The following is a 22,608-nucleotide window of genomic DNA, read 5'->3' as shown; positions in this document are numbered from 1 at the left end:
TCACATCCCCTTAGAGAGGAAGCACGGGTTTGAAAAATAAGAAAAAATGGATAGCGGTCGCCATTTTGGCCGTGATACTGATCCTGGTCAGCATTTTCTGGTATTATTCCTATGTTACTCAAGACCAGGTGGCTGAGAAAAATGCCGCTATCATTAAGGCCAAGCAATCAGGTGGTCTGGTTAGCACGACTCAAACATGGAAGTCTGTGTGGGATCAGGTATATTGGGTGGTTCAAGGGAAAAATGCACAGAATGAAAATATAATGGTATGGGTTCCTTTTCAAAAAGTGGAGGGACAACCTAACGTACCTGCCGCAGATAATAGCGGTGTTCATACCGAGCTGCTGAAGAACGGAGTCGACGAGCAAAAAATGACGTCGCTAATTCAGCAGCAGCTTCCAGGTGTAAAAATTGTAAGCCTCCAGCCGAGTGTGTTCAATGGCGAATATGTGTGGCAGCTGTTTTACGATGATGGAAGCCATCATTACTATGCCTTTTACCGTTTTTCAGATGGGGGAGCGACGGGGGTAAAGTATACTTTGCCCAATAACTGAGCTGGTTGAGGATCAGCAGATGTGGAATGAATGACTAGTAAATGATTAAAAGCTCAAGAAAAAGACGTAAATGCGATGAAATTCGTATTTACGTCTTTTAGTCTTGCTATGCCGTAAAGATGAGCTGAATGCCAGCGAAGCATCTTTACCTACCCAACTTCTCTCCTAAGGAAAATTCATCTTTATGGCGGGCAACAGCGATCGTAAGATCAAATCCTACACGCAGCGTCCCACCTCCACCATAACCAAAGATTTTGCCTCATCACAACTCCTCCACACATTGCCTTCGATTTTAGATATACGTTATGATATACTATATTTTATAAGTGATAGACAAAAATGATAGAAAAAAGAATTGCTGATCACTGTAAGATCATGCAATTTGGTTGTTTGTTGACATTCGTCCCGTTTCTTCTGAGTTTTACATTTTGAGAGGAGGATGTTGTTTGAAATTGCGTGCAGTTCCTATCGTTGTGGCGGCAGTTTTGGCAGCTTTGCTGCTATTTGGGGGATGGTTCATTTACCGTCAGGTTACAATGCAAAGTCCTCTGGAAAAACTGGTTTCTCAATATCCAGGCGTGACAAGCGCTCAAATAGATATTAAACAGGATCAGGTTGTATTGAAACTAGATCTCAAACCGCAGGCGGATGTGGCCGGATTGGTCGATGTAGTTAAGCAAAAAGGACAATCCATCATTGGCAGCCGCACCATTAAGCTCGATATTGCAGACCGTTCCAATACAGCACTGAATCAATGGTGGTCTGAGGCTATGTTTCCTGTAGCCGAAGCGATGGAAAATAGAAAGTATACTCAAATTTCATCTACAGTTGAGCATATGAAAAAGAAAAAGACGGGTATCAAAGCTGATACCGACATGGATTCGAACAATGTCTATATCCGACTCAGCGAAGGGAAAGCGACCAAGTTTATCGTTTTGCCACGTCAATCTCAGCAGATGGGGGTATGGCCTAATGCCTAGATGGATCAAGGAAATATTAATCGGCATTGTGCCGGTAACCATTATATTTCTCGTTTTTATTGGGGTAAATATTATCCCTCTTCTAGTTGCTGGTGTGATGTTCAGCGGCTTGTTAATGCTCATGCATGCTCGTGGAGGCTTGGCCGTAGGTGCTGGGCAAGAACGTAAACGTAAAAAAAATGGCCCGGACAAGCTGACTTTTGAGGAAATCGGTGGGCAAGAAAGCGCTAAGCAGGAGCTGCGTGAGGCCTTGGATTTTTTGAATCGACATGATGAAATCTCCAAGTTTGGTATCCGTCCATTAAAAGGCGTTTTGCTCACAGGTCCTCCGGGAACAGGAAAAACACTGATGGCTAAGGCAGCGGCACACTATACTAATTCTGTTTTTGTTGCAGCCTCAGGTAGTGAATTTGTTGAAATGTACGTTGGTGTTGGAGCAGGTCGTGTGCGTGAGTTGTTCCGGGAGGCACGTACTCGTGCAGCCAAGGAAAAGAAGGAAAATGCAATTATTTTTATTGACGAAATCGACGTAATTGGTGGTAAACGTGAGGGTGGACAGCAACGAGAATATGATCAGACTTTGAATCAGTTGCTGACAGAAATGGATGGTATTTACTCGGTAGATACACCGCGGATTTTGATCATTGCGGCAACAAACCGTAAAGAAATGCTGGACAGCGCCTTAACGCGCCCAGGGCGTTTTGACCGTCATATTCAAGTGGATTTGCCTGATAAGAAGGGCCGTCTTCATATTCTTAAAATTCATGCCAAAAACAAACCGATTCAGGAAGATGCGAATCTGGATAAAATTGCTGAGGAATCTTACGGGTTTTCTGGCGCACAGCTGGAGAGCGTAATGAATGAAGCGGCAATCTATGCGATGAGACAGGATCAGAAAATGATTGCACAGAAACATCTGTCGATGGCAATTGACAAAGTGATGATGGGTGAAAAGACAGATCGAGAATCGACCTTGGAAGAGAAAAAACGTGTAGCGATCCATGAACTGGGACATGCTATTATGGCCGAAATTGTTCGTCCTGGTAGCGTAAGCCAGGTTGCACTTAGCCCACGTGGGAAAGCGCTTGGGTATGTGCGCCACAATCCACAGCAAGAGCATTATTTATACACCAAGCAGTATCTGGAGGAGCAGATTATGATCTCGCTCGCAGGGGCTACGGCAGAAGAAATGTACTATGGCGGTCGAAGTACCGGCTCTAGTAATGATTTTGAGCAGGCGCTGAACATCGTCCATACGATGATGACTTCCGGTTTGACTTCACTTGGCATTATTAACATGGAAATGGTAACGAAAGAAGAACTCATGCGGGAAAATGGCGAGATTATGGCTGACCTGCATACCCGAACTTTGGAACTGCTGGAAAAGCATCGTCCTGTGTTCGACAACTCACTTGACATCCTAATGAAGGAGGAAACTTTGTCTGGAGACCAATTTAGATGTCAATTTAGTGAAAATGCTTTATTACCAGCATAATTTTTTATGCTGGTTATTTTTTTTTTACTTTTAGTCCGTGCTAAGATATTATTATCTATTGGGACATAAACATGTATTTTTCGACAAAGAAGGATACAATATATGAGAGTGACCAGGAAAGGGTGGAGTTAAGAATCATGCAATTTAAAAAAATCGGCGTCATCGGCGGCGGCACCATGGGACAGGGAATTTCTGAAATGCTCGCGTCCAAAGGAATCGATGTGCTGCTGGTAGAGCAGACACCAGAGAAACTAGACTACGCCTACAATATGATTGAAACGAGTCTGGACAAACAACTGGAAAAATGGGCAATTACTCAAGCTGAGAAAAAATTGATCTTATCCCGCATTCAGAAAGTATCCCATTTAGCGGAGCTCGGCAGCTGTGATATGGTCATTGAGACTATTACAGAGAATCTGGACGAGAAGAAAGCAGTGTTCCAAGAGCTGGACCATGTGTGTCCAAACAATATTATTCTTGCAAGTAATACATCCACGCTGAGCCTGACCGAGCTTGCCAGCTCGACCAAGTATCCAGAGCGTGTTATTGGTATGCACTTTATTTATCCAGTATCCCGTATTGATCTCGTAGAAATTATTCGTGGTTTAAAAACTTCGGATGATACCTTTGAAAACACTAAGATGTTCGTGGAAGAAATAGTGGAGAAAAAAGGAGTCATGATTTATGAATCTCCTGGATTCGTAACAAGCCGGATTATCTGTCTGCTGATTAACGAAGCGGCCCATGTACTTCAAGAAGGCGTGGCTTCCGCTGATGATATCGATGACGCTATGCGAATCGGCTATAACTTCCAAAACGGCCCTTTGGAAATGGCTGACCGCTTTGGTCTGGATTCCGTTTTGGCTGCTCTGGAGCGTATGTTCCGTGAATTTGGTGAATTGAAATATCGTCCGTCCATCGTACTGAAGAAAATGGTGCGTGCAGGTAATCTGGGCGTGAAATCGGGCGAAGGCTTCTTTAAGTACGACAAGGATGGTGACCGGATATGAAAATTCTCGTAATCAATGCAGGGAGTTCTTCTCTGAAATACCAATTGTATGATATGACGGACGAGTCCGTTTTGGCAAAGGGACTGGTAGAGCGTATCGGTATGGATTCCTCCATTCTGACGCATAAGCCAACCAATAAAGAAGAATACACCGAAGTTAGCGAAATTTTGGAACATACTACAGCCATCCGTAAAGTGCTAAACGCACTCACAGATGCTGAACATGGTGTAATCTCCAGTACTAGCGAAATTCAGGCTGTGGGCCACCGTGTGGTTCATGGAGGCGAAATCTTTAAACAGTCAGCAGTTGTAACGCCTGAAGCGAAGAGTGAAATCCGCCGCTTGTTTGACCTGGCGCCACTGCATAACCCTGCTTCCATGATGGGGATTAAAGCGGCTGAATTGAATATGCCAGATGTACCGCAGGTTGTAGTATTCGATACCTCGTTCCATCAAACCATGCCTGAAAAAGCTTATATGTACGCCATTCCAAGAGTGTTGTACAATAAGTACAAGGTTCGTCGTTACGGTGCCCACGGTACTTCCCATGACTTTGTGAGTAAGGAAGCAGCCAAATTCCTTGGTCGTCCTTTGGAAGACCTGAAGATTATCACTTGTCATATCGGTAATGGTGGTAGTATAACAGCAGTTCAAGGCGGTTTGTCTGTTGATACTTCCATGGGGATGACTCCACTGGAAGGCCTTATGATGGGTACTCGTAGTGGTGATTTGGACCCAGCAATCGTACCTTATGTCATGAACAAAGAAGAATTGACTGTCAATGAAGTCAATTCCATGCTGAACAAGCATAGTGGACTTTTAGCTATCTCCGGTATCAGCAGTGACATGCGTGAAATCACAGAAGGTATGGAAAAAGGCGAAGCTAATTCTACATTGGCATTTGAAATGTATGAATACCGTCTGCGCAAATACATTGGATCGTATGCTGCCGCAATGAACGGGGTAGACGTAATTGCATTTACAGCAGGTGTAGGCGAGAACTCCATCGTTCTGCGTAAGAGAGTGTTGGAGCAATTGACATTCCTCGGTGTCGAGCTGGATGAATCGTTGAATGCTATTCGTTCTGGCGAGCCTCGCCGGATTACAACTGCAAATTCAAAGGTAGAAGTACTGATCATTCCAACGAACGAAGAACTGGTTATTGCCCGCGACACGTTCCGTCTGGTTCAGTAGTTCGGTTCGAAAGTGTAAACTTTATGCATGTGGACTATTGTTTGAGTTCCGCATGCACCAAACAGCGAGAGCAAACAGCCTGACCCAGGGGGAAGGGCTGTTTGATTTTCGGTTAAGAGGAGAGAGAAGGTCATGACGAATAAAAGTACGATTGCCCAAGTGGGTCGCCATGTAGGGGAAACGGTTACAATCGGCGCTTGGGTAAACAATAAACGATCTAGTGGTAAAATTCAGTTCCTGCAACTGCGCGATGGTAGCGGGTATATTCAAGGGGTTATCGTGAAAAGCGAAGTGTCCGAGGATATTTGGAATGACGCCAAATCCTTGACTCAAGAGAGCTCCCTTTACGTTACTGGAGTGGTGCGTGAAGAACCGCGTAGCCAATCGGGCTTTGAATTAACGGTTACAGGCATTGAGATTATTCATTTGACCGAAAACTACCCGATTACACCCAAAGAGCACGGTGTAGATTTCCTGATGGATCATCGTCACTTGTGGTTGCGTTCCGCCAAGCAACGTGCTGTTCTGATCGTACGGGCGGAAATTATCCGTGCTGTACAGGAATTCTTTAACGGCAACGGCTTTACGAAGGTGGACCCACCCATTTTGACTCCTTCCTCTGCAGAAGGCACAACAGAGTTGTTCCACATTAAATATTTTGATGAAGATGCGTATTTGACACAAAGCGGACAGTTGTATATGGAAGCCGCGGCAATGGCGCTGGGCAAAGTGTATTCCTTTGGTCCAACTTTCCGTGCAGAAAAATCCAAAACACGTCGTCACCTGATTGAGTTCTGGATGATCGAACCTGAGATGGCTTTTGTGGATCATGAAGAATCCTTGCGCGTACAGGAGCAGTTTGTAAGCCATATCGTGCAATCTGTTCTGAAAAATTGTGCGAAGGAGCTTGAAACTATCGGACGCGATGTTTCGAAGCTGGAGCAAATTCAAGGCGAATTCCCACGTATTACGTATGATGAGGCGATTGCCTTCCTTCAAGGTGAAGGTTTCGATATCCCATGGGGGGAAGACTTTGGTGCTCCTCATGAAACGGCGATTGCCGAAAGATATAACAAGCCTGTGTTTATTACACATTGGCCGACACACATTAAGGCATTCTATATGAAACCAGACCCGACCCGTCCAGAGGTTGTTCTGTGTGCCGATATGATCGCTCCTGAAGGCTACGGCGAAATTATCGGGGGTTCCCAACGGATTGATGATCCAGCATTGATGGAAGAACGTTTTAACGAGCATAACTTGGCTCGTGAAGCCTACCAATGGTATATGGATCTGCGCACCTATGGTACCGTTCCGCATTCTGGTTTTGGACTGGGCCTGGAGCGTACAGTAGCATGGATTTGTGGACTCGATCATGTACGTGAAACGATTCCGTTCCCACGTATGCTGTATCGTTTGTATCCGTAACCGATGACCGGATCATTCGACAAGACATCAGCGGCAGAATGGGCGGAGGGAGTAGCCTTTGCTATGGAAGCCGGAATGGTCCAGATTCCCTACGCCCTGCTCAAGCATTATCGAACACTTCGGCTGGCAGATGGCGAAATGCTGCTACTGATGCAGTTGCTTGCCTTCAAACAAGCGGAACGTAATGAATTTCCGACATGGGAACAATTGCAGGCCCGTATCGGATGCACTGCGAATGAAATCGCACTCTATTTCAGTAAGCTCATGAAAGAAGGATTTTTGAGAATTGATTCCGTAGAAGACCGCAGTTCATCTGTACAATTCGAACGTTACAATTTGACGGGGCTGTATCGTAAGTTGGCAGAATGTATGATCGCCGAGCGTAACGAGCAGCACGATGAAGATGACATTTTGTTTGCCGGAAAGCCGGATTTACTGAATGGAATATCGGAATCCCCGCTTACAGAAGAACGGAATTTGTTCACGATTTTCGAGAAAGAATTCGGGCGACCATTATCACCGATGGAATACGAGACGATCACCAGCTGGGTGGATCAGGATCGGTATCCCGAGGAGCTTATTTTGCTGGCTTTGAAGGAAGCGGTATTTGCAGGGAAGGTACATTTCCGGTATATAGACCGTATTTTGCTGGAGTGGAGCCGAAACCGTGTCCGTAATGCACAGGATGCCAAAGAATACGCCCAGCGATTCCGTGGTGGCGGACGCAATTAATGTATCGGTCTAAGCCTTTTAGGTAGTAGACTTATATATGAAGGCTGTTACTGCAGATTGGCTATTGTGCAATGAGGACAACATGGAATATCGCCTGTGCGCGTGAGCTAAGCCGAAATGAAGACGAGTAAATAGGCTTTAATGATAGAGGACACACCATTCCGTCAGGAGGGTGTGTCCTTTTTAAATTATTTTTTCGAAATATGCAGGGGAAGGAAATTTCCTGGCGTCTATAGTATTGGGAAGGGGGAGAGCGTCATTGATATAGAGAGAATCATTGAACGAATACGGTCTGGTGACCGGCAGGCGTTCCGTGAGATCGTAGAGCTGTACAGCAAGCATGTATTTCATATCGCCTATTCGGTGCTGCATGACAGCAAGGAAGCAGAAGATGCCGCGCAGGAGGCATTCGTTCAGGTGTACAAGTCTCTCCCCCAGTACCGGAACGAAGGTTTTAAAACGTGGCTGAGCCGAATTGCGCTCCACAAAGCGCTGGATATTAAGCGCAAACAGGACAGACGCCCCGCAGAGCTAATAGACGTCGCACAATCCCTTGTACAGCTCCCTTCCCGGGATGAGGATGTGCTGGCTCGTCTCATCCGCGAGGAGCAAATTAAAGAACTATCGCAAAAAATCGCTCAGTTGCCCCAGCAACATCGGGATATTATTCAAGCCTACTATATGCAGGGCAAAACCTACGACCAAATTGCAGAAGAGACGCAGGTAGCTTTAAAAACGGTAGAGTCGAGACTCTACCGGGCGCGACTATGGATTCGAAACCACTGGAAGGAGGAGGAATGGCAATGACTGACCAACAGGATAAACCGTGGATTGAAGGGAAATCGAATGACTGGCATGCTTACATTGCAGGAACTTGCACGATAGAGGAATCTGCCCGGCTGGAAAGGCTCCTGCTGGAAGACGAACAGGCGCTGATGTTATATCTTGTTGCACTGGAGCAATTGGAGTCAACTATGAAAGATTATTCTGCCTGGATGGATACGGAGCGCTTCACAGATCAGGTAATGGCCGTTCTTCCCGAGCTAGAAGCTGAACCGAGTCAAGTTATGTTCAAAAAACGCCGCTGGTTTGAAAAACCTGTGTTTCACTATGTTTTCGCCGCAAGCCTAACGTTGATCTTGTTGTCCAGTGGAGCCTTTGACAAAATGATGCCGCAAACAGACGGAAAGCCGATTCCTCCAAAAGAGCGCGTCTCTTACAGTGAAGAGGTCATGCGAGCTACCACGACCTGGCTCGATAAATTAAAGCCCTAAATCTTCGGATAAAGGGTGAGACGAAAAACTCAAAAACAACAACCTTCAGATGGGGACTTCATTAAAATTCCATAAATAGAAAGGAAGTGTAGCGATGCCTTATACGGAACGAAGCAAGCTCTTGGCATTTCTATTGAACATCATTCCCGGTGTGGGACACTATTACTGGACCAGAAAAGCCAACGCGTTTGTATACACCATTTTGTTTTTCGGATGTCTGGCAGGAGGAATATTTTTTTCAGTGATAGCAAGTGACGGAGCGCCTTTTGTGGTGAGTTTGTTTATTGCTGCCCTTTTATGGGGGCTGAGTATGCTGCATATCATCATTAGCTTGTTGCGTTATGATCCTCGTGCAGTTGCTGTTCCATATCCTCCTCATGCAGGACCCAACCCATATGGTTTTTACTCGCAAAGCGGACCTTATGGACAGGCTGGTTTAACAGGAGAGGTACCGGAGGAGGCAACACACTCAGATACGGATGCGCCGGGAGCAGGAATGGGATATGGTCCGGGCTATAACTATTATCAACAAGGACACCATGGTATGGCAGGATCACCAGCTTTTCAAAAGGGATCGGACAATGAACGCTTTTTTACGATTTTGCTGTCGTTCATTCCTGGATTGGGACACCTTCATTTGGGGCTGATGCAGCGTGGTTTGTCTTTTCTGCTATCTTTCTTTGGCTTTGGAGCGATCCTCGTTTTTATTACCAGCATTACAAACGAATCCGGATTTTTGGCGTTTGCGGGCGTGTTACCGATCATTTGGCTGTATTGCATGTTTGATGCGGTGCAGCATGTACATCGCAAACAAGCGGGAGAAATGCTTCAGGACCGTACTTTGTTTGAGGAACTGGAATATGGAAGAGTCGAGGGACGGCGGAGTAAAATGCTGGCTACCATTTTATCGGTATTTCCCGGTGCTGGACATATGTATATCGGTTTGCAAAAGCGTGGACTCCAGCTCATGCTTCTGTTTTTAGGAGGCATCTATGTACTGGACGTGCTGCATCTTTCACTCTTTTTGTTCCTGATTCCGGTGGTCTGGTTTTATAGCTTTTTTGATGCGTTGCAGCAAGTAAGCCGTTATGGACGGGAGCCGCTGATCGACAAGCCTGTGATCGGTATGTTTGCACAATATCACCGCTGGGTAGGCTTGGGGTTGCTATTGCTAGGAGCCTATTACATCTTAATCAACGTATTAGTTCCTACTTTGGATCGTCTGTTTCCGAATGGAGAGATTTATAATTTGGTTGACATGTATCTACGAACGATTATCGTATCCTTATTGTTGATCGGCGGTGGTATTTGGATGATGATCGGGAATTCCAAATCTAAACGAGTAAAGGAGAAGCAATAGAATGGATACTGAATTTTCAAAGAGTGAGGCTCCCTTTAAGGGAGCCCATCATCCTCAGAGCGATGGAGGAGGCTCCACAGGTATATTGGGTACATCATCTAACAAAAATAATTCCTCTAAAGCGTCAAACGCTCCGGCAGGGGTGTGGAAAGTCGGAAGGCTGTCCATGGGACTTTTCCTCGTCCTGCTGGGGAGCATAACGTTTGCCTCCAAGTTTTGGGGAGCGGGCATACTGGACCAGGCTTTGACCTGGTGGCCTGTCGTTTTTGTTTTGCTGGGTTTGGAAATTTTAATGTATACTGCTTGGAAGGGGACGCGTGAGCGTATTCGTTATGATGTATTCAGTATGTTTATTACGGCGGTATTGGTTTTTTGCTGTATCGGATTTGCCTTGGTCAGTTCATTGGGGATCACTCCGCAAGTCAGAGAAATAATGAGTTCGGTTCAGGAAACAAGGGTTCTCCCAGACTGGCATGAAAAACTGCCTGCCGAAGTGAACAAAGTGATTGTACAGGGAGAAGATCCTTATGCGGTCAAAATTGACGCAACCAGCTCACCGGAAGTGCATGTGTTCGGAAGTTATGTATACACAGGCAAAGAGGACGAAATAAAGGGTCAAGATTTATATCAGACCAAGCAAATCGGCGATACCTTGTATGTATTACTGGGTCAAATCCCGACACGGTTCATGCAGACTCAACAGCAGCTTGATGTTACGATTGCTGTACCTGAGGGAATTACGGTTACTGTGCGCGATAGCCGAGGAAATATAATTGAAAAATAGGGAGATTTTCCGGATCCAACTTTACATTTTGTATCATTCACGCGATACTTGAAAAGGAAGCTGAGATGTCATCCATGTCGCTAACTAATGGTGCATTTGCTTATCAGGCGAAACTTGATGGTGTGCAGTCGAATAGCGATTGTGATCGGAAATGAGGGAGAAAAATGATTTCGTTGAATCCTGATACGCTTACAGGGCGTGAAAATTATAAGCTGTTGACCGGAAGTATTATTCCAAGGCCGGTAGCCTTTGTAACGACTTTGAGCAGCGAAGGGGTGCTGAATGGTGCGCCGTTCAGTTATTTTTCCATCGTTGCTTCCGAGCCGCCACTGCTGTCTGTATCCGTACAACGTGTCGATGGAGTATCCAAAGATACAACACGTAATGCGATGGAGCATAAAGCTTTTGTCGTACATATCACAGACGAGGACAATGTGGGAGCGGTGAATGTGACGGCTTCCCGTCTGTCTCCGCAGGAGAGTGAGGTTACACTGGCAGGCCTTACCCCGATAAAAAGTACAAAAATCGCAGTTCCCGGTGTGACAGAAGCGAAAATACGCATGGAATGTATTCTGGAACAGGTGATACCGCTAGGAGGCAAGGAGGACACACCTGCTTGTGATCTGTTAATCGGACGCGTAGTGCAGTATCATTTATCCGAGGAAGCGTACCAAAATACGTATGTGATTGCTAAAGAGTTGCGTCCAGTAAGTCGGTTGGCTGGGAACAATTATGCGAAGCTAGGAGAGCAATTCACGCTGGAGCGTCCCCAATAGGGGGCGCTTTTTTTACAGCACGCCTTAAATTACATCGGAAGGATTCTTATTCATCACATTTCCTTTATGAAGGCAATGTTTAATCTGAATGTTGATATTATTGTGGTGTTTCGAGAGCCAAGTGTTTAAAATGAGTCCCTATTTTGTTGGAGTTCCCTGATGAAAAAACATTTGCCATTGACCATCGTTTAGTTTCCAAATGGAACTTCTTAATGACCTATTTCCATCGTCAATCGATTTAGTACAGTATGTTGAATGTACAAAATCTGACGACAACAACTTTATTTTAAAGTTGGTAATTATAAATGGTATGTAGTTCAAAGGAGCTCTATCATTTAAAAAAATTAATTGCAATGATTTGTCGTATTTTTTACCCGAAGAGCCATATTCAATATAATCATTAGCTAATAGCTTTTCAAAATCTTCTTTTCGATAATGCATTAACTGCTTTTCTAAATTCAATATAATCTCATGTAATTCTTTACTCACCTTATCACCTCAACTAAGATTTTATGTCACCACTAGGATAGGAAACTTTTTTAATAAAAAAGAGAACGTACCGTGCTTTTCGCTCAGGCCCCGTTCTCGATATTCAATAACCGCTTTTACTAATAATGATACACATCTTTGAGACTTATGAGTTTATTTACTTCAAAGTTTTCAGCAGCAGGGAGCGATACGTCGTTTCAAACAAAAATTCAAACGCCTCCAAATGCTTTTTAGCCTCAAATACATCACGGCCCCACGCATAAATGCCGTGGTTACGCAATAAAATTCCAGGCACCTGATCATTCAGTACACCAGACACCAGCCTGGCAATCGAGGCAATATCCGCGTAATTAGGCAGCACAGGAATATCAATCGCAGCATTTTCTTCCCAAATGTTAAAAGCCTTGATCAGCTCAATACCTTGGATAGGTACAGCGCTTTGCTCACCATAATATTCGGAAATCAGATTGTTAAACACGGTATGCACATGAAAAACTGCTCCACAGCCTGTCAGGCGGTAAATTTCGCAATGGATGAGCGTCTCTGCACTTGGCTTGAGATTTGTGGCTTCTGCTGCTTTTCCGTATTGGTCTACGAACAGAAAATCCTCAGGAGTGCGTTTGGTCTTATCCTTGCCGCTGGCGGTAACTGCAAAATAAAATTGTTCGGGGTGAAAGTCACCGATTCGGATCGACAGATTACCGCTTGTGCCTGGGAACCAGTTGCGAGATGCGAATAGTTCTTTGACATCAGCGAGCTCTTCCAGTGCGCGGCGTTTTTCTTCCAATGAAATGTCTGCCAAGTTAAAACTCATTTACAGCACCCCTTGCTCCTGTTTTTGCTTTAAATCCTCGATAATGTCATCAAATGTTTCAAAGGGTACATGTGGTACGCCAAGTTCTTGACACTTTAAAGTCAGATGCGAACGGGAGTACACAAGATCGGCAATTTTAGCTCCTTCAAAATCGGTCAGACTGTCGCCGATCAAAATCCGTTCATATTGTTCGGGAGAGTATTGACGAATCACAGTCGTTTTACACATGCCGCAGTCATTTGTACACGGCTCCTCACATGGATGCGGCCACGTAATCTGGATGCGCTCCTCGGAAAAATCTGCTTTGTTGCAATAGACGTGGTCGTGTGGAATATCGAATGGTTTTAGCAATGGATCAATAAAAAAATCAATGCCGCCGCTGGTAACGAAAAATTCAATCTGCTGCTCCCGTACATAGTCCAAAAAGCGTGCAAAGCCCTCGCGTATACCAGCTTGTCCAAGTACATATGAGATAATTTCGCCCTTTTGCTCCGAAGGCATCAAGGCGAACATCGCACCTACGCCTTCACGAATGGATGTATGCCCATTTACGATCTGATGCATGATGGGCTCACAGCCTGCAGGCTGAAAATGCTTCATAATGGCGACAATATTATCGCTGTTCGTAATTGTCCCGTCAAAATCGCAAAAAATGACGGGCTTCTTTGCTGTGCTCATCGTTCACCTCCCCATATGTCAAGCGCAGATTGCAGCTCGGGGTGAGTACGGGCGTATTCTGCCAGCGGGACATTCTGCTGTACGGCTTCAATCGCCTGCACAAAGGCGCGCCCACCGGCTTCTGTACCTAGCGGATGGCCGTGAATCCCACCCCCGGCGTTGACAACAACGTCAGTACCAAAGTCACGTACAATTAACGGCACGAGGCCCGGGTGAATCCCTGCGGAAGGGACAGGCATGCTGGCCTTCAGCGGTAGATCAGGGGTGATCAGTTCATCGCGGATCGCCATGTTTTCCTCACGCGGCATCGTCACTGAGCCGTAGGGAGAAGGGAAGAGGACGAGGTCAGCGCCAGCCAGCCGCATAAGCTGACCAAGTAGAACGGACGCCGATATACCATAATGTGGCGACGGATAAGCAGCTCCCGCCAACGAAGGATGAGCAGCAATTGGCACCGAGACGGCGGGATCGCTGCTAAGTTCATGCAGCACATCGTAACCGTAGGCCAACACGTTAAACAGTAACGCGTTGGCACCCGCGTCGATGGCCTTGAGAGCTTGCGTCTTAAGCTGCGAGGTCGGCCCCGTTAAATTAGCCGCATACAGCAGCTTTTTACCGGTTTCGCGCTCAGCCGCTTCGGCAGCTTTGATGCAGGCTTCGACTCGTTTCTCAATTGGTGTCAGCGCATTTTCAAACAAGATCTCGTCATCCTTGATCAGATCGACACCGCCGAGAGCCTGCCGGGTAAACTGTTCACGAAGTTCGTCCAAATTGAGGCCAATCACAGATTTGAAAATGTTCATGAGCAGAGGGCGATCATGCACGCCGAGCTGCTCGCGCAAGCCGCTGATACCGAATTTCGGTCCGGGAAAAGCAGAGCGGAAGGCTTCCGAGAAACCCAGCTTCGTTAGTTTAATTCGGCCGTCCATCGAAATTTTGCCGAAGACTGTGACCAGCAGTGCGGGAATATCCCGGCTGAAGTTGACATCCGGGTAAGCGATGGTCAGGTCGGCGTACCGTTCACCAGGACCTCCATCGTGAATATCCACAGAATGAACCGAGCCAAGATGCTTTTGCATCGCGTCCCGTTTGGCTTGCGGGAGCTCAGTCCAGCTGCCCACCGTCATGCCGATGGCAATAGATTGGGCCTTTTGGTTAAAATCGGCTTTGTCATCGTATACCCGGTAGGTCGCCAAGCAATAGCTCATTCAATTCCCTCCTTGAGTACAGCTCCCATCTCGCGGGATCGTTCAGCGCACCGCTGCACCGCCGCAATCACCGTTTCATAGAAGTCACCTTTGTCCAGCATTTCCAATGCAGCTACCGTAGAGCCATTAGGAGACATGATTTTGTGGCGAAGGGCAGAAGGCTCCTCTCCGGTTTGCTGTACCATGCGTGCCGCTCCAAGCGCGGTTTGCACCGTTAGTTCGTGCGCTTGCTCAGGGGTCAAGCCACCACGAATTCCCCCGGCAATCATGGCTTCCATCAGATAGTAGACATAGGCAGGGCCGCTTCCAGATATCCCGGTCAAAACATCCATTTTCTCTTCCTCTATAACCGTCACCGTACCTACAGATTCGAACATCGTAAGCACATTTTTACGCTGGTTTTCGCTGATCTCTTTGGAAAAGCTAATGCCTGTAGCTCCCAGCCCAATCGAGCTGGATGTATTGGGCATCGTCCGTGCGATCGGCTGCTTGCGACCCAGTAAGGTTTGCATCGTACGAATGGACAATCCAGCGATGACCGATATGATCAGCTGCTCATCAGACAGAAGTGGGCCGAGCTGTCCAAGTGCTTGTGCAGCATCCTTGGGCTTCATGGCAAGCACAATGACTGGAGAACGACGCAGAAGCTCGGTTTTGGCGGCATCCTCGGTTTGGTACAAGACTCCATATTGCTTTTGGAGTTCCTCAAGACGAGCCTGATTACTGCGGTTGATAACGGTAATACCACTACGTTTAACGACAGAACGAGCCGTCATTCCACGAATAATAGCCTCTGCCATTGATCCTGCCCCGAAAAACGTAATTTGCTCGTTAATTAAAACTTTCGTTTGTGATTCACACATAGATTCATAACCTCCAAGGATACGGATTGATTTTTGTTATTATTCCCTGATTTGTCCAGTACCGTACACGCGATATTTGGTTGAAGTCAAGGCAGGCAATCCCATTGGACCACGGGCATGTAATTTTTGTGTGCTGATTCCGATCTCGGCACCAAACCCGAACTCAAAGCCATCCGTGAAGCGGGTAGAGGCATTGTGGTACACGGCTGCCGCGTCCACTTCTTGCAGAAAACGCTCGACATGGGCTTGGTCCTCGGTGACAATACACTCAGAATGCATCGTACCGTAACGGGCAATGTGCTCCAGTACTTCGTCCAGATTGTCCACGACCTTGACGTTCATAATGTAATCATTATACTCGGTGCCATAGTCCTCTTCTGTGGCAGGAACAGCCCAAGGAACCAATTCTCGTGTGCGTGCACAGCCGCGTAGCTCAACCCCCGCATCACGAAAGCGTACTGCCAATCCTGTTAAGTGTGCTTTTGCATAATCCGAGTGTACGAGCAATGTTTCCATCGAGTTACACACGGACGGTCTTTGCACCTTGGCATTCAGTGTAATCGCTTCGGCCATTGCTGCATCCGCTGTAGCGTCCAAAAAGGTATGGCACACACCTGCTCCGGTTTCGATGACAGGTACGGTAGCGTTCTGAACAACATTTTGAATGAGTGAACGCCCGCCACGTGGAATAATTACATCCAGCAAGCCGTTCAAGGTGAGCATTTCGTTGACCGAGGCACGGTCTGAATCTTCAATAAGTTGAAGTGCCTCGCGTGGCACAGCTGTTGCGTCTAGTGCCTGCTGGAGTACTTCGATAATCTTGCGGTTGGAGAAGAGGGCGGCCGAACCACCGCGTAGCACAACCGGATTACCTGTTTTCAAGCACAGGCCCGCGGCATCCACGGTTACATTTGGACGCGCTTCATATATGATGCCGATGACACCCAGCGGCACACGTATCTTCTCAATTCGCAGACCGTTTGGACGTTCAATTTGCTCAAGGGTGTCGCCGACCGGGTCAGGTAGTGCCACAATTTGGCGTAATCCTTCGGCAATTGCCCCGATTCGGTCCTCGGTCAGCGTGAGGCGGTCGAGCAGTGATTCCGATGTTCCCAATTCCCGTCCATGTTTCAGGTCATTATGGTTTGCTGTAATCAGCTCTTCAGTATGATTTACTAGAGCTTCAGCCATAGCAAGCAATGCTTCGTTTTTCTGTGCTGTAGTCAGGCGGTTCATGACCCCGGAACTTTTTTTGGCAAGATTCGCTTTGGTTCGTACTTCGCTAAACTGATTCTCCTCGGTTGTAGCTGTGTTTGTCGTTAAATCACTCATGTTACGGCCTCCCTACATACATAATGTAATCCATTCATCCCTGTGAATCACCTCAAGCCGGTGAATGGGACCAATTTTGCCCACAACCTCACCGCTCGGTAATCCTTGTACCATTCGAAGCTGTTCATCGTCATAATTGACGATGCCGCGTCCTAACACTTTATTTTCCGGTCCGAGCACCTCAACGACATCTCCGGCATGAAAGCTGCCCTCGACACGTCGTACGCCAACCGGAAGTAGACTGTGTCCTCCGTGAACCAGCGCTTCCTCGGCCCCTTCGTCTACATGCACCGCGCCCAGAGGGGTGGACATAAATCCAAGCCATTGTTTTTTCATCGGAAGTGAAGAGAGGTGAGTGTCAAAATATGTTCCTGGTCCGTGTCCTTCGACGGCTGCGTCTAAATCGCCATTCGCGCTTACACGTCCCACATATACAGGCACACCACCGCGTGTAGCGACTTTGGCAGCTTCGATCTTGGATCGCATGCCGCCAGTACCTACAGACGATCCGGAACCTCCAGCTAATGCATAAATCTCCTCTGTAATTTCTTCGATACGTTCAAAACGTACGGCATTCGGATGCTTGCGCGGATCTGCCGTATATACGCCGTCAGTGTCCGTAATGATAATCAGATGCTGAGCTTTGACCAGATTGGCAACCAGCGCGGACAACATATCGTTATCGCCGAATTTCAATTCGTCAATTGATACCGTGTCATTTTCGTTAAAGATCGGGATAACCTGCTGGCGCAGCAATTCTTCTACGGTCATTCCGGCATTGTTCATCCGTTTGCGGCTCAAAAAGTCACTACGGGTTAGCAGAACCTGCGCGATCACTAGGTCAAAATCTTTAAAAGCCTGCTCATAGGCCTGCATGAGAAGAGCTTGGCCAACAGCCGCTGCCGCCTGCTTTTCATGTAGCAGCTTAGGGCGAAAAGGGTACCCAATCTCTCTGAATCCGGCGGCTACTGCGCCTGATGTAACCAGCAGCACTTCATGACCTTTTGCGCGAAGCAAGCTGATTTCCCGGGCAAAATAAGCGATGGCTTCCCTATTCAAGCCACCTTCCACTCCAGTTAGAGAGCTGCTACCGATTTTAATGACGATACGTGTTGACATGACGTCCACTTCCTTAATTTTACTCTTTTTAATGCAAAAAAACTTCCATCCTTTGTATGCAAAGGACGAAAGTTTGTGCTTCCGCGGTACCACCTTCATTGATGATTCATGATCATCCCACTTGAAACCTGTTAACGGCAGGGGCCGCCTGATTGCGCAGGGCGCTCGGGGATAGGAGTTGGGAGAGAGTCCAGGTAAATTCTTGCAGCCTATCGGAATTTACTCTCTGAACAGGACCGGGTCTCTCTTAATAGTCCCTTCAACGCGCTAAATGATATTGGATACAGAATACCACGAAAAGACCAGGTTTGGCAAAGAAGTTGTAGCTGGAAAATACGGATTAACCAAACAGGTTTAGCTTGCCAATTCGATCAGCCGCCTCGGTCAGTCGAGCTTCTGAGCTCAGTAGTCCCGCTCGCACATATCCTTCGCCGCCACTCCCGAAGCCGATCCCTGGAGCGACAGCCACCTTGGCTTCACGTAACAACAGATCGGCAAAAGAAGCGGAAGTATAGCCCTGCGGCACAGGCAACCAGCTGAAAAAGGAGCCACTTGGGCGTGTCGCCTTCCAGCCGATTTGCCCAAGTGCATCATAAAAAGCGTTACGGCGCGATTCATAACGGGCAACCAGCTCGCTTACGCAGTTCTGCGAGGCCGTCAAGGCTGTTGCTGCGGCTGCCTGAATGCCGCCAAACAAGCTTACATAAATATGATCCTGCAGCAGGTTAATCATCGAGATGATTTCGGCATTACCGAGCGCGAAACCAACACGCCAGCCCGCCATATTGTACGTTTTGGACAAGGTATAGAACTCAATCCCCACGTCTTTAGCACCCTTAGCCTGTAGGAAGCTTACCGGACGTTCGCCATCAAATCCAATAGCGCCATAGGCAAAATCACTGGCAACCACAATGCCGTTACGTTGCGCGAATTCAACCGTATCCTCGTAAAAGGAAAGTGGAGCAGTAGCCGAGGTAGGATTATTCGGATAGTTAAGGAACATTAGCTTAGCGCGGCGGCGGTCTTCCGCGGAAATGGCTTCATAGTCGGGCAGAAAACGATTCTCTTCCTTTAATGACAGAAAAGACATTTCCGCTTTAGCCAAGGCTACACCTGACCAGTAGTCCGGATAACCGGGATCAGGGACGAGACACATATCGCCGGGATTGAGTAAAACTTGCGGTAGCTGAACCAAGCCTGTTTTCCCGCCAAACAGGATGGCGACCTCGGTTTCAGGATTGAGCGTTACACCGTAATCCTCCTGATAGCGCTGGGCAACGGCTTCCTTGAGAAAGCTATAACCGCGAAATGGCGAATATTTATGATATAGCGGGTTATCTGCTGATTCCTGCAAAGCTTTTACAATATGAGAAGGAGTGGGGGTATCGGGGTTCCCCTGTCCGAGATTAATGACATCATGCCCCGCCGCGATTTCACGGTTTACATTTTGTACAAGTGTGGCAAAAAATTGAGTGGGTAACTGTTTCATGACGTCAGAGGAAGGAATAGAAAAATGAGTCATCCATGTACACGACCTTTTGGAATAGTTTAAGAAATAATCTATCACGATTTTACCGAGCTGTATAGGGGGAATTAAGCTTGCATGGTTGCGTAATCCAGACTGATCGGGCTATGATGGGAGAAAATACCGGACATTGGGTCACGAGAAGCTCCGGCTCACAAGGAGGATGAAGGATTTTGACGTATCAGGAAGCTCAGCCGTTCAGTGTTGCACTCATACAAGCTCACATAGAGATAGGAAATCCCCCGGAAAACCTCAGTCATATCCGAGCTTTAATGGAACAAGCGATGAAAGCCGAACTGAGGCCGGATCTGATTGTCCTGCCAGAAATGTGGAACACAGGCTATGCCTTGGAGCGCATTCATGAGCTGGCGGACAAGGAAGGAACGGAGACCCGGGCATGGATAGCAGCATTCGCTGCCACCCACCAAGTGAACGTAGTAGCTGGGTCGATCGCAGAGAAAAAAAGCGACGGTCATGTGTATAATACGATGCTTGTTTTTGACCGAACAGGCAGAGAGGTTGCTTCGTATTCCAAAATTCATCTATTCCGACTTATGGATGAAGAAAAATATTTGCAGCCTGGCGAAGAAAAGGTTTTATTCGCACTGGATGATGGGATTCAGGCAGGTGCGTCGATCTGCTATGATATCCGGTTTCCTGAACTAGCCCGCAGTTTGGCTCTGTCGGGCGCGAATTTGCTGATCGTACCCGCAGAATGGCCTCATCCTCGGCTGCATCACTGGCGCACCTTGCTGACCGCACGTGCTATAGAAAATCAAATGTATGTCATTGCTTGTAACCGGGTAGGTCGCAGCGGAGAAACTGATTTCTTCGGGCATTCACTTATTATTGATCCATGGGGAGAAATCATTGCTGAGGGCGGAGAGCAGGAGGAGATTCTCACAGGAACGATTGAGTCTGCCTTGGTGCAGGACGTGCGTGGTCGTATTCCGGTGTTTGAAGATCGGCGTCCCTCACTGTATGACCGATAATCAGTGTAGAAAGGAATACTCCATGCTTAAGGAACGCATTGAATTTTTGTGTAAAAAGAAAAACCTGTCCCGTAAAGAGCTGGTAGACGGGCTGGTGACACCTGCACATTTTGCGAATATACTGGCCGACCGTTACCCGTTAGCAGAGGATCTGGCCGAGCAAATTGCTGGGCGTTTAGGTGTAAACCCATCGTACCTCTTACGTGCAGCGGCAGAGGATGAGGAAACGCTGGCTACAGCGGATAAGATTTTTACAGAGCTGTCCAAGCTGGCTAATCCTGCCACGGAAGGCTATGTGGATCAGCTGGAGGATCGCAACGATTCACTGGTAGTGGAAATGACGACTTATTTGATGAAGGCCGTTTATTACCAGCAATTAAATGACCCAACGGCCTATGAATATTTACATCAAACCTATTTGAATTTTTATTTGGAGAAGTTTGGTCGTTCGGATGAGGTGGAGCTGCCCGCACCGCTAAAAAAAGCAATTTTATTTTATAAAATCCAGTATCTCCGCTCTAAAAATCATTATTATGATGTGCTGAATAACGTTACGCAGTTAATCCGATTGGTGGAAGAGGGGACGGAAAACTGGCTCAATGCGCAAAACATTATGGTGGAGGCCTGCATTCAGGTTAAGCAATTTGATCAGGCGAAGCAGGTATTCGAGCAGACGATGCGAAGGGTGTATGATGATCGGCTTTTTCACCGTTTGACGGGCCTGTATGTAGCTTACAGCGGATATTGTTTTGCCATGGGTTCTGTACAGGAAGCACTGTTAACGCTGTCTATGGCTGAGGCCAATCTAGTCTATTTGGAAAATGCGGCAGATATGCTCACGACCATCCTGAACAACCGAATTATTATGCTGACATCGATTGGAGAGCTGGACAAGGCATTGGAGGAAGTAGGGCGTTTTGAAGCGCTGGTGAGTCGGGAGCGGGAGGAAATGCAGCAGATGATGCTGCCCGTTACGCTGATATATCGTTGTGAGATTGCGTTTGTGCGGAAAAATTGGGGCCTTCTCTCACAGCATTTGGATCAGCTTCGCCAAACCAATCTGACAACAGATCAGCAAATGGGGCTTGATTTTTATGAAAGCCAGCTTGCGCTTGCTCAGGGAAATCAGGACGCCTTTTGGATGCATGCCTTGCAATGCTTGCCTTATTTTGAAGCTCTTCAGCATCCAGCGCGGCTTGAACAGTTATATGAAACGCTGGCTGTGGTGTCCGAGGACAGTCGTCGTTATAAAGAATCATCTGCGTATTATCGTAAACTGGTCTATCTTTTAAGAAAAAAATAGTCAGAAATCATTCGCTTTTCACAAAACTATCGGATAGATTGTTCGAAAGAATACTCGGAAGTGTGCAAAATTTTGTGCGAACCGTGCCAAAGTTCAAAAATAAACCGACAAAATACAGGTTGAAGCTCCTGTTTTTCCGGTTTTTTTGTATGTGCCAAAACGTATTGTGATGTCAGGAACCGTCTTCTATACTGAATTCATAAGGTACGACAATACAAAATACGAGGTGCAATCACATGATGAACTTTTTCGGTAAAAAGAAAAAACAGCAGGATGCGATAGAACAAGCAGACCAACTGATGAATAAAGGCCTGTCAGGCTTATTTATGAAAGGTCTAGTACCCAAAGAGCATCGGGAACAGATCAACCAAAGCCTAAATTCGGCAAGACAAGCTCAAACAGCGGCTAACGGTGGTTTGGCGATGGCAGCGACTGCGGTTATTATTTCGGTAACAGATACCGGGAAGCTCGTGAATTTTGATCCGATCGTAGTGCTAGTGCTAGATGTGACAGAAATTAACGGCAATCGATACCAAAAAACGTTGGAAACGCTCGTATCCAAGCTGCAAATCCCGCGGCCTGGAGATACGGTGGGTCTGGGAAGCAACCCGAAAAATCCATCAGAGCTGATCTATATGGGTCTGGTGACAGCGTAAAATGAATGAGGTGTTTCACCCTATCTTGCTGACATATATTTTA

The 22,608-nt window shown here is 46.9% G+C and carries 23 protein-coding genes; 15 read left to right on the top strand and 8 right to left on the bottom strand.

The window, feature by feature from the left end; translation table 11 throughout:
* Positions 1 to 29 precede the first annotated feature (29 nt).
* The 12 genes from ACWA2B_RS11655 to ACWA2B_RS11600 all read left to right on the top strand — a co-directional run bounded on the left by ACWA2B_RS11655 (position 30) and on the right by ACWA2B_RS11600 (position 11,586).
* Complete coding sequence (locus tag ACWA2B_RS11655; RefSeq protein ID WP_039271118.1) at positions 30 to 554, top strand: cell wall elongation regulator TseB-like domain-containing protein; 525 nt, start codon at positions 30 to 32, stop codon at positions 552 to 554.
* 446 nt (positions 555 to 1,000) lie between these two features.
* Positions 1,001 to 1,534 (top strand): hypothetical protein, encoded by a 534-nt coding sequence (locus ACWA2B_RS11650; RefSeq protein WP_069011509.1) that lies wholly within the window; start codon positions 1,001 to 1,003, stop codon positions 1,532 to 1,534.
* The gene (locus ACWA2B_RS11645) at positions 1,527 to 3,029 is read left to right on the top strand and encodes an AAA family ATPase (protein ID WP_029517373.1); all 1,503 of its coding nucleotides are present in this window, start codon (positions 1,527 to 1,529) and stop codon (positions 3,027 to 3,029) included. Before ACWA2B_RS11650 ends, ACWA2B_RS11645 begins: the two co-directional genes overlap by 8 nt.
* A gap of 137 nt (positions 3,030 to 3,166) precedes the next feature.
* Positions 3,167 to 4,039 carry a 3-hydroxyacyl-CoA dehydrogenase family protein gene (locus ACWA2B_RS11640; RefSeq protein WP_029517374.1) on the top strand — a complete coding sequence of 291 codons (873 nt, stop codon included), beginning with the start codon at positions 3,167 to 3,169 and terminating at the stop codon, positions 4,037 to 4,039.
* Positions 4,036 to 5,232 (top strand): acetate/propionate family kinase, encoded by a 1,197-nt coding sequence (locus ACWA2B_RS11635; protein WP_029517375.1) that lies wholly within the window; start codon positions 4,036 to 4,038, stop codon positions 5,230 to 5,232. Before ACWA2B_RS11640 ends, ACWA2B_RS11635 begins: the two co-directional genes overlap by 4 nt.
* 132 nt (positions 5,233 to 5,364) lie before the next feature.
* The gene (gene asnS / locus ACWA2B_RS11630; protein ID WP_013310674.1) at positions 5,365 to 6,660 is read left to right on the top strand and encodes an asparagine--tRNA ligase; all 1,296 of its coding nucleotides are present in this window, start codon (positions 5,365 to 5,367) and stop codon (positions 6,658 to 6,660) included.
* 3 nt (positions 6,661 to 6,663) lie between these two features.
* The gene (locus tag ACWA2B_RS11625; protein ID WP_049816981.1) at positions 6,664 to 7,392 is read left to right on the top strand and encodes a DnaD domain-containing protein; all 729 of its coding nucleotides are present in this window, start codon (positions 6,664 to 6,666) and stop codon (positions 7,390 to 7,392) included.
* A 141-nt stretch (positions 7,393 to 7,533) separates the two neighbouring features.
* Positions 7,534 to 8,199, top strand: a complete 666-nt coding sequence (locus tag ACWA2B_RS11620) for an RNA polymerase sigma factor (protein WP_029517378.1) — start codon at positions 7,534 to 7,536, stop codon at positions 8,197 to 8,199.
* Positions 8,196 to 8,666, top strand: coding sequence for a hypothetical protein (locus ACWA2B_RS11615; RefSeq protein WP_449292237.1), 471 nt, complete (start codon positions 8,196 to 8,198; stop codon positions 8,664 to 8,666). Before ACWA2B_RS11620 ends, ACWA2B_RS11615 begins: the two co-directional genes overlap by 4 nt.
* Positions 8,667 to 8,760: 94 nt before the next feature.
* The gene (locus ACWA2B_RS11610) at positions 8,761 to 10,026 is read left to right on the top strand and encodes a multi-tm2 domain protein (RefSeq protein ID WP_342424967.1); all 1,266 of its coding nucleotides are present in this window, start codon (positions 8,761 to 8,763) and stop codon (positions 10,024 to 10,026) included.
* 1 nt (position 10,027) lies between these two features.
* Positions 10,028 to 10,810 (top strand): hypothetical protein, encoded by a 783-nt coding sequence (locus ACWA2B_RS11605; RefSeq protein ID WP_069011514.1) that lies wholly within the window; start codon positions 10,028 to 10,030, stop codon positions 10,808 to 10,810.
* 164 nt (positions 10,811 to 10,974) lie between these two features.
* A complete protein-coding gene (locus ACWA2B_RS11600) occupies positions 10,975 to 11,586 on the top strand; it encodes a flavin reductase family protein (protein WP_069011515.1) in 612 nt (203 codons plus the stop codon).
* Positions 11,587 to 11,724: 138 nt separating this feature from the next.
* Here ACWA2B_RS11600 and ACWA2B_RS11595 read toward each other — a convergent pair whose 3' ends face one another.
* The 8 genes from ACWA2B_RS11595 to ACWA2B_RS11560 form a co-directional block, all read right to left on the bottom strand.
* On the bottom strand, positions 11,725 to 12,075 hold the full coding sequence (locus tag ACWA2B_RS11595; RefSeq protein WP_318627176.1) for a nuclear transport factor 2 family protein: 351 nt from the start codon (positions 12,073 to 12,075) through the stop codon (positions 11,725 to 11,727).
* A gap of 157 nt (positions 12,076 to 12,232) precedes the next feature.
* Positions 12,233 to 12,889 carry a methylthioribulose 1-phosphate dehydratase gene (locus ACWA2B_RS11590; protein ID WP_029517383.1) on the bottom strand — a complete coding sequence of 219 codons (657 nt, stop codon included), beginning with the start codon at positions 12,887 to 12,889 and terminating at the stop codon, positions 12,233 to 12,235.
* Positions 12,890 to 13,567, bottom strand: coding sequence for a 2-hydroxy-3-keto-5-methylthiopentenyl-1-phosphate phosphatase (locus tag ACWA2B_RS11585; protein ID WP_029517384.1), 678 nt, complete (start codon positions 13,565 to 13,567; stop codon positions 12,890 to 12,892).
* On the bottom strand, positions 13,564 to 14,775 hold the full coding sequence (locus ACWA2B_RS11580; protein WP_449292236.1) for a 2,3-diketo-5-methylthiopentyl-1-phosphate enolase: 1,212 nt from the start codon (positions 14,773 to 14,775) through the stop codon (positions 13,564 to 13,566). Before ACWA2B_RS11580 ends, ACWA2B_RS11585 begins: the two co-directional genes overlap by 4 nt.
* Positions 14,772 to 15,638 carry a pyrroline-5-carboxylate reductase gene (gene proC, locus ACWA2B_RS11575; RefSeq protein ID WP_029517386.1) on the bottom strand — a complete coding sequence of 289 codons (867 nt, stop codon included), beginning with the start codon at positions 15,636 to 15,638 and terminating at the stop codon, positions 14,772 to 14,774. The genes ACWA2B_RS11580 and proC overlap by 4 nt, the downstream gene beginning before the upstream one ends.
* A 39-nt stretch (positions 15,639 to 15,677) precedes the next feature.
* Positions 15,678 to 16,970 (bottom strand): glutamate-5-semialdehyde dehydrogenase, encoded by a 1,293-nt coding sequence (locus ACWA2B_RS11570; protein WP_449292235.1) that lies wholly within the window; start codon positions 16,968 to 16,970, stop codon positions 15,678 to 15,680.
* Between the two features lie 12 nt (positions 16,971 to 16,982).
* The gene (proB, locus tag ACWA2B_RS11565; protein ID WP_340955743.1) at positions 16,983 to 18,188 is read right to left on the bottom strand and encodes a glutamate 5-kinase; all 1,206 of its coding nucleotides are present in this window, start codon (positions 18,186 to 18,188) and stop codon (positions 16,983 to 16,985) included.
* A 241-nt stretch (positions 18,189 to 18,429) separates the two neighbouring features.
* Positions 18,430 to 19,611, bottom strand: a complete 1,182-nt coding sequence (locus tag ACWA2B_RS11560; protein ID WP_449292234.1) for an aminotransferase class I/II-fold pyridoxal phosphate-dependent enzyme — start codon at positions 19,609 to 19,611, stop codon at positions 18,430 to 18,432.
* A gap of 176 nt (positions 19,612 to 19,787) precedes the next feature.
* Between ACWA2B_RS11560 and ACWA2B_RS11555 the strand changes: the two genes are divergently transcribed.
* From ACWA2B_RS11555 to ACWA2B_RS11545, 3 genes are all read left to right on the top strand, one after another.
* The gene (locus tag ACWA2B_RS11555; protein WP_449292233.1) at positions 19,788 to 20,606 is read left to right on the top strand and encodes a carbon-nitrogen family hydrolase; all 819 of its coding nucleotides are present in this window, start codon (positions 19,788 to 19,790) and stop codon (positions 20,604 to 20,606) included.
* A 22-nt stretch (positions 20,607 to 20,628) separates the two neighbouring features.
* Entirely contained in the window at positions 20,629 to 21,909 is a 1,281-nt protein-coding gene (locus ACWA2B_RS11550; protein WP_342434243.1) for a helix-turn-helix domain-containing protein, read from the top strand.
* Positions 21,910 to 22,145: 236 nt separating this feature from the next.
* Positions 22,146 to 22,565: a hypothetical protein gene (locus ACWA2B_RS11545; protein WP_029517392.1), complete on the top strand. Its 420-nt coding sequence runs from the start codon at positions 22,146 to 22,148 to the stop codon at positions 22,563 to 22,565.
* Positions 22,566 to 22,608 lie beyond the last annotated feature (43 nt).

The organism is Paenibacillus sp. CMM36 (assembly GCF_053570945.1).
The sequence above is the reverse complement of the archived record's forward strand: the minus strand, read 5'-3'. Positions and strand labels throughout refer to the sequence as shown.

What these genes read in the sequence shown, in the direction of transcription:
- asnS (WP_013310674.1), top strand. Translation starts at nt 5,365, where the DNA reads ATGACGAATAAAAGTACGATTGCCCAAGTGGGTCGCCATGTAGGGGAA.
- ACWA2B_RS11620 (WP_029517378.1), top strand. Translation starts at nt 7,534, where the DNA reads ATGATAGAGGACACACCATTCCGTCAGGAGGGTGTGTCCTTTTTAAAT.
- proB (WP_340955743.1), bottom strand. Translation starts at nt 18,188, where the DNA reads ATGAAGGTGGTACCGCGGAAGCACAAACTTTCGTCCTTTGCATACAAA.
- ACWA2B_RS11550 (WP_342434243.1), top strand. Translation starts at nt 20,629, where the DNA reads ATGCTTAAGGAACGCATTGAATTTTTGTGTAAAAAGAAAAACCTGTCC.
- ACWA2B_RS11640 (WP_029517374.1), top strand. Translation starts at nt 3,167, where the DNA reads ATGCAATTTAAAAAAATCGGCGTCATCGGCGGCGGCACCATGGGACAG.
- ACWA2B_RS11545 (WP_029517392.1), top strand. Translation starts at nt 22,146, where the DNA reads ATGATGAACTTTTTCGGTAAAAAGAAAAAACAGCAGGATGCGATAGAA.
- ACWA2B_RS11560 (WP_449292234.1), bottom strand. Translation starts at nt 19,611, where the DNA reads ATGACTCATTTTTCTATTCCTTCCTCTGACGTCATGAAACAGTTACCC.
- ACWA2B_RS11585 (WP_029517384.1), bottom strand. Translation starts at nt 13,567, where the DNA reads ATGAGCACAGCAAAGAAGCCCGTCATTTTTTGCGATTTTGACGGGACA.
- proC (WP_029517386.1), bottom strand. Translation starts at nt 15,638, where the DNA reads ATGTGTGAATCACAAACGAAAGTTTTAATTAACGAGCAAATTACGTTT.
- ACWA2B_RS11645 (WP_029517373.1), top strand. Translation starts at nt 1,527, where the DNA reads ATGCCTAGATGGATCAAGGAAATATTAATCGGCATTGTGCCGGTAACC.
- ACWA2B_RS11570 (WP_449292235.1), bottom strand. Translation starts at nt 16,970, where the DNA reads ATGAGTGATTTAACGACAAACACAGCTACAACCGAGGAGAATCAGTTT.
- ACWA2B_RS11635 (WP_029517375.1), top strand. Translation starts at nt 4,036, where the DNA reads ATGAAAATTCTCGTAATCAATGCAGGGAGTTCTTCTCTGAAATACCAA.
- ACWA2B_RS11610 (WP_342424967.1), top strand. Translation starts at nt 8,761, where the DNA reads ATGCCTTATACGGAACGAAGCAAGCTCTTGGCATTTCTATTGAACATC.
- ACWA2B_RS11625 (WP_049816981.1), top strand. Translation starts at nt 6,664, where the DNA reads ATGACCGGATCATTCGACAAGACATCAGCGGCAGAATGGGCGGAGGGA.
- ACWA2B_RS11600 (WP_069011515.1), top strand. Translation starts at nt 10,975, where the DNA reads ATGATTTCGTTGAATCCTGATACGCTTACAGGGCGTGAAAATTATAAG.
- ACWA2B_RS11590 (WP_029517383.1), bottom strand. Translation starts at nt 12,889, where the DNA reads ATGAGTTTTAACTTGGCAGACATTTCATTGGAAGAAAAACGCCGCGCA.
- ACWA2B_RS11580 (WP_449292236.1), bottom strand. Translation starts at nt 14,775, where the DNA reads ATGAGCTATTGCTTGGCGACCTACCGGGTATACGATGACAAAGCCGAT.
- ACWA2B_RS11605 (WP_069011514.1), top strand. Translation starts at nt 10,028, where the DNA reads ATGGATACTGAATTTTCAAAGAGTGAGGCTCCCTTTAAGGGAGCCCAT.
- ACWA2B_RS11615 (WP_449292237.1), top strand. Translation starts at nt 8,196, where the DNA reads ATGACTGACCAACAGGATAAACCGTGGATTGAAGGGAAATCGAATGAC.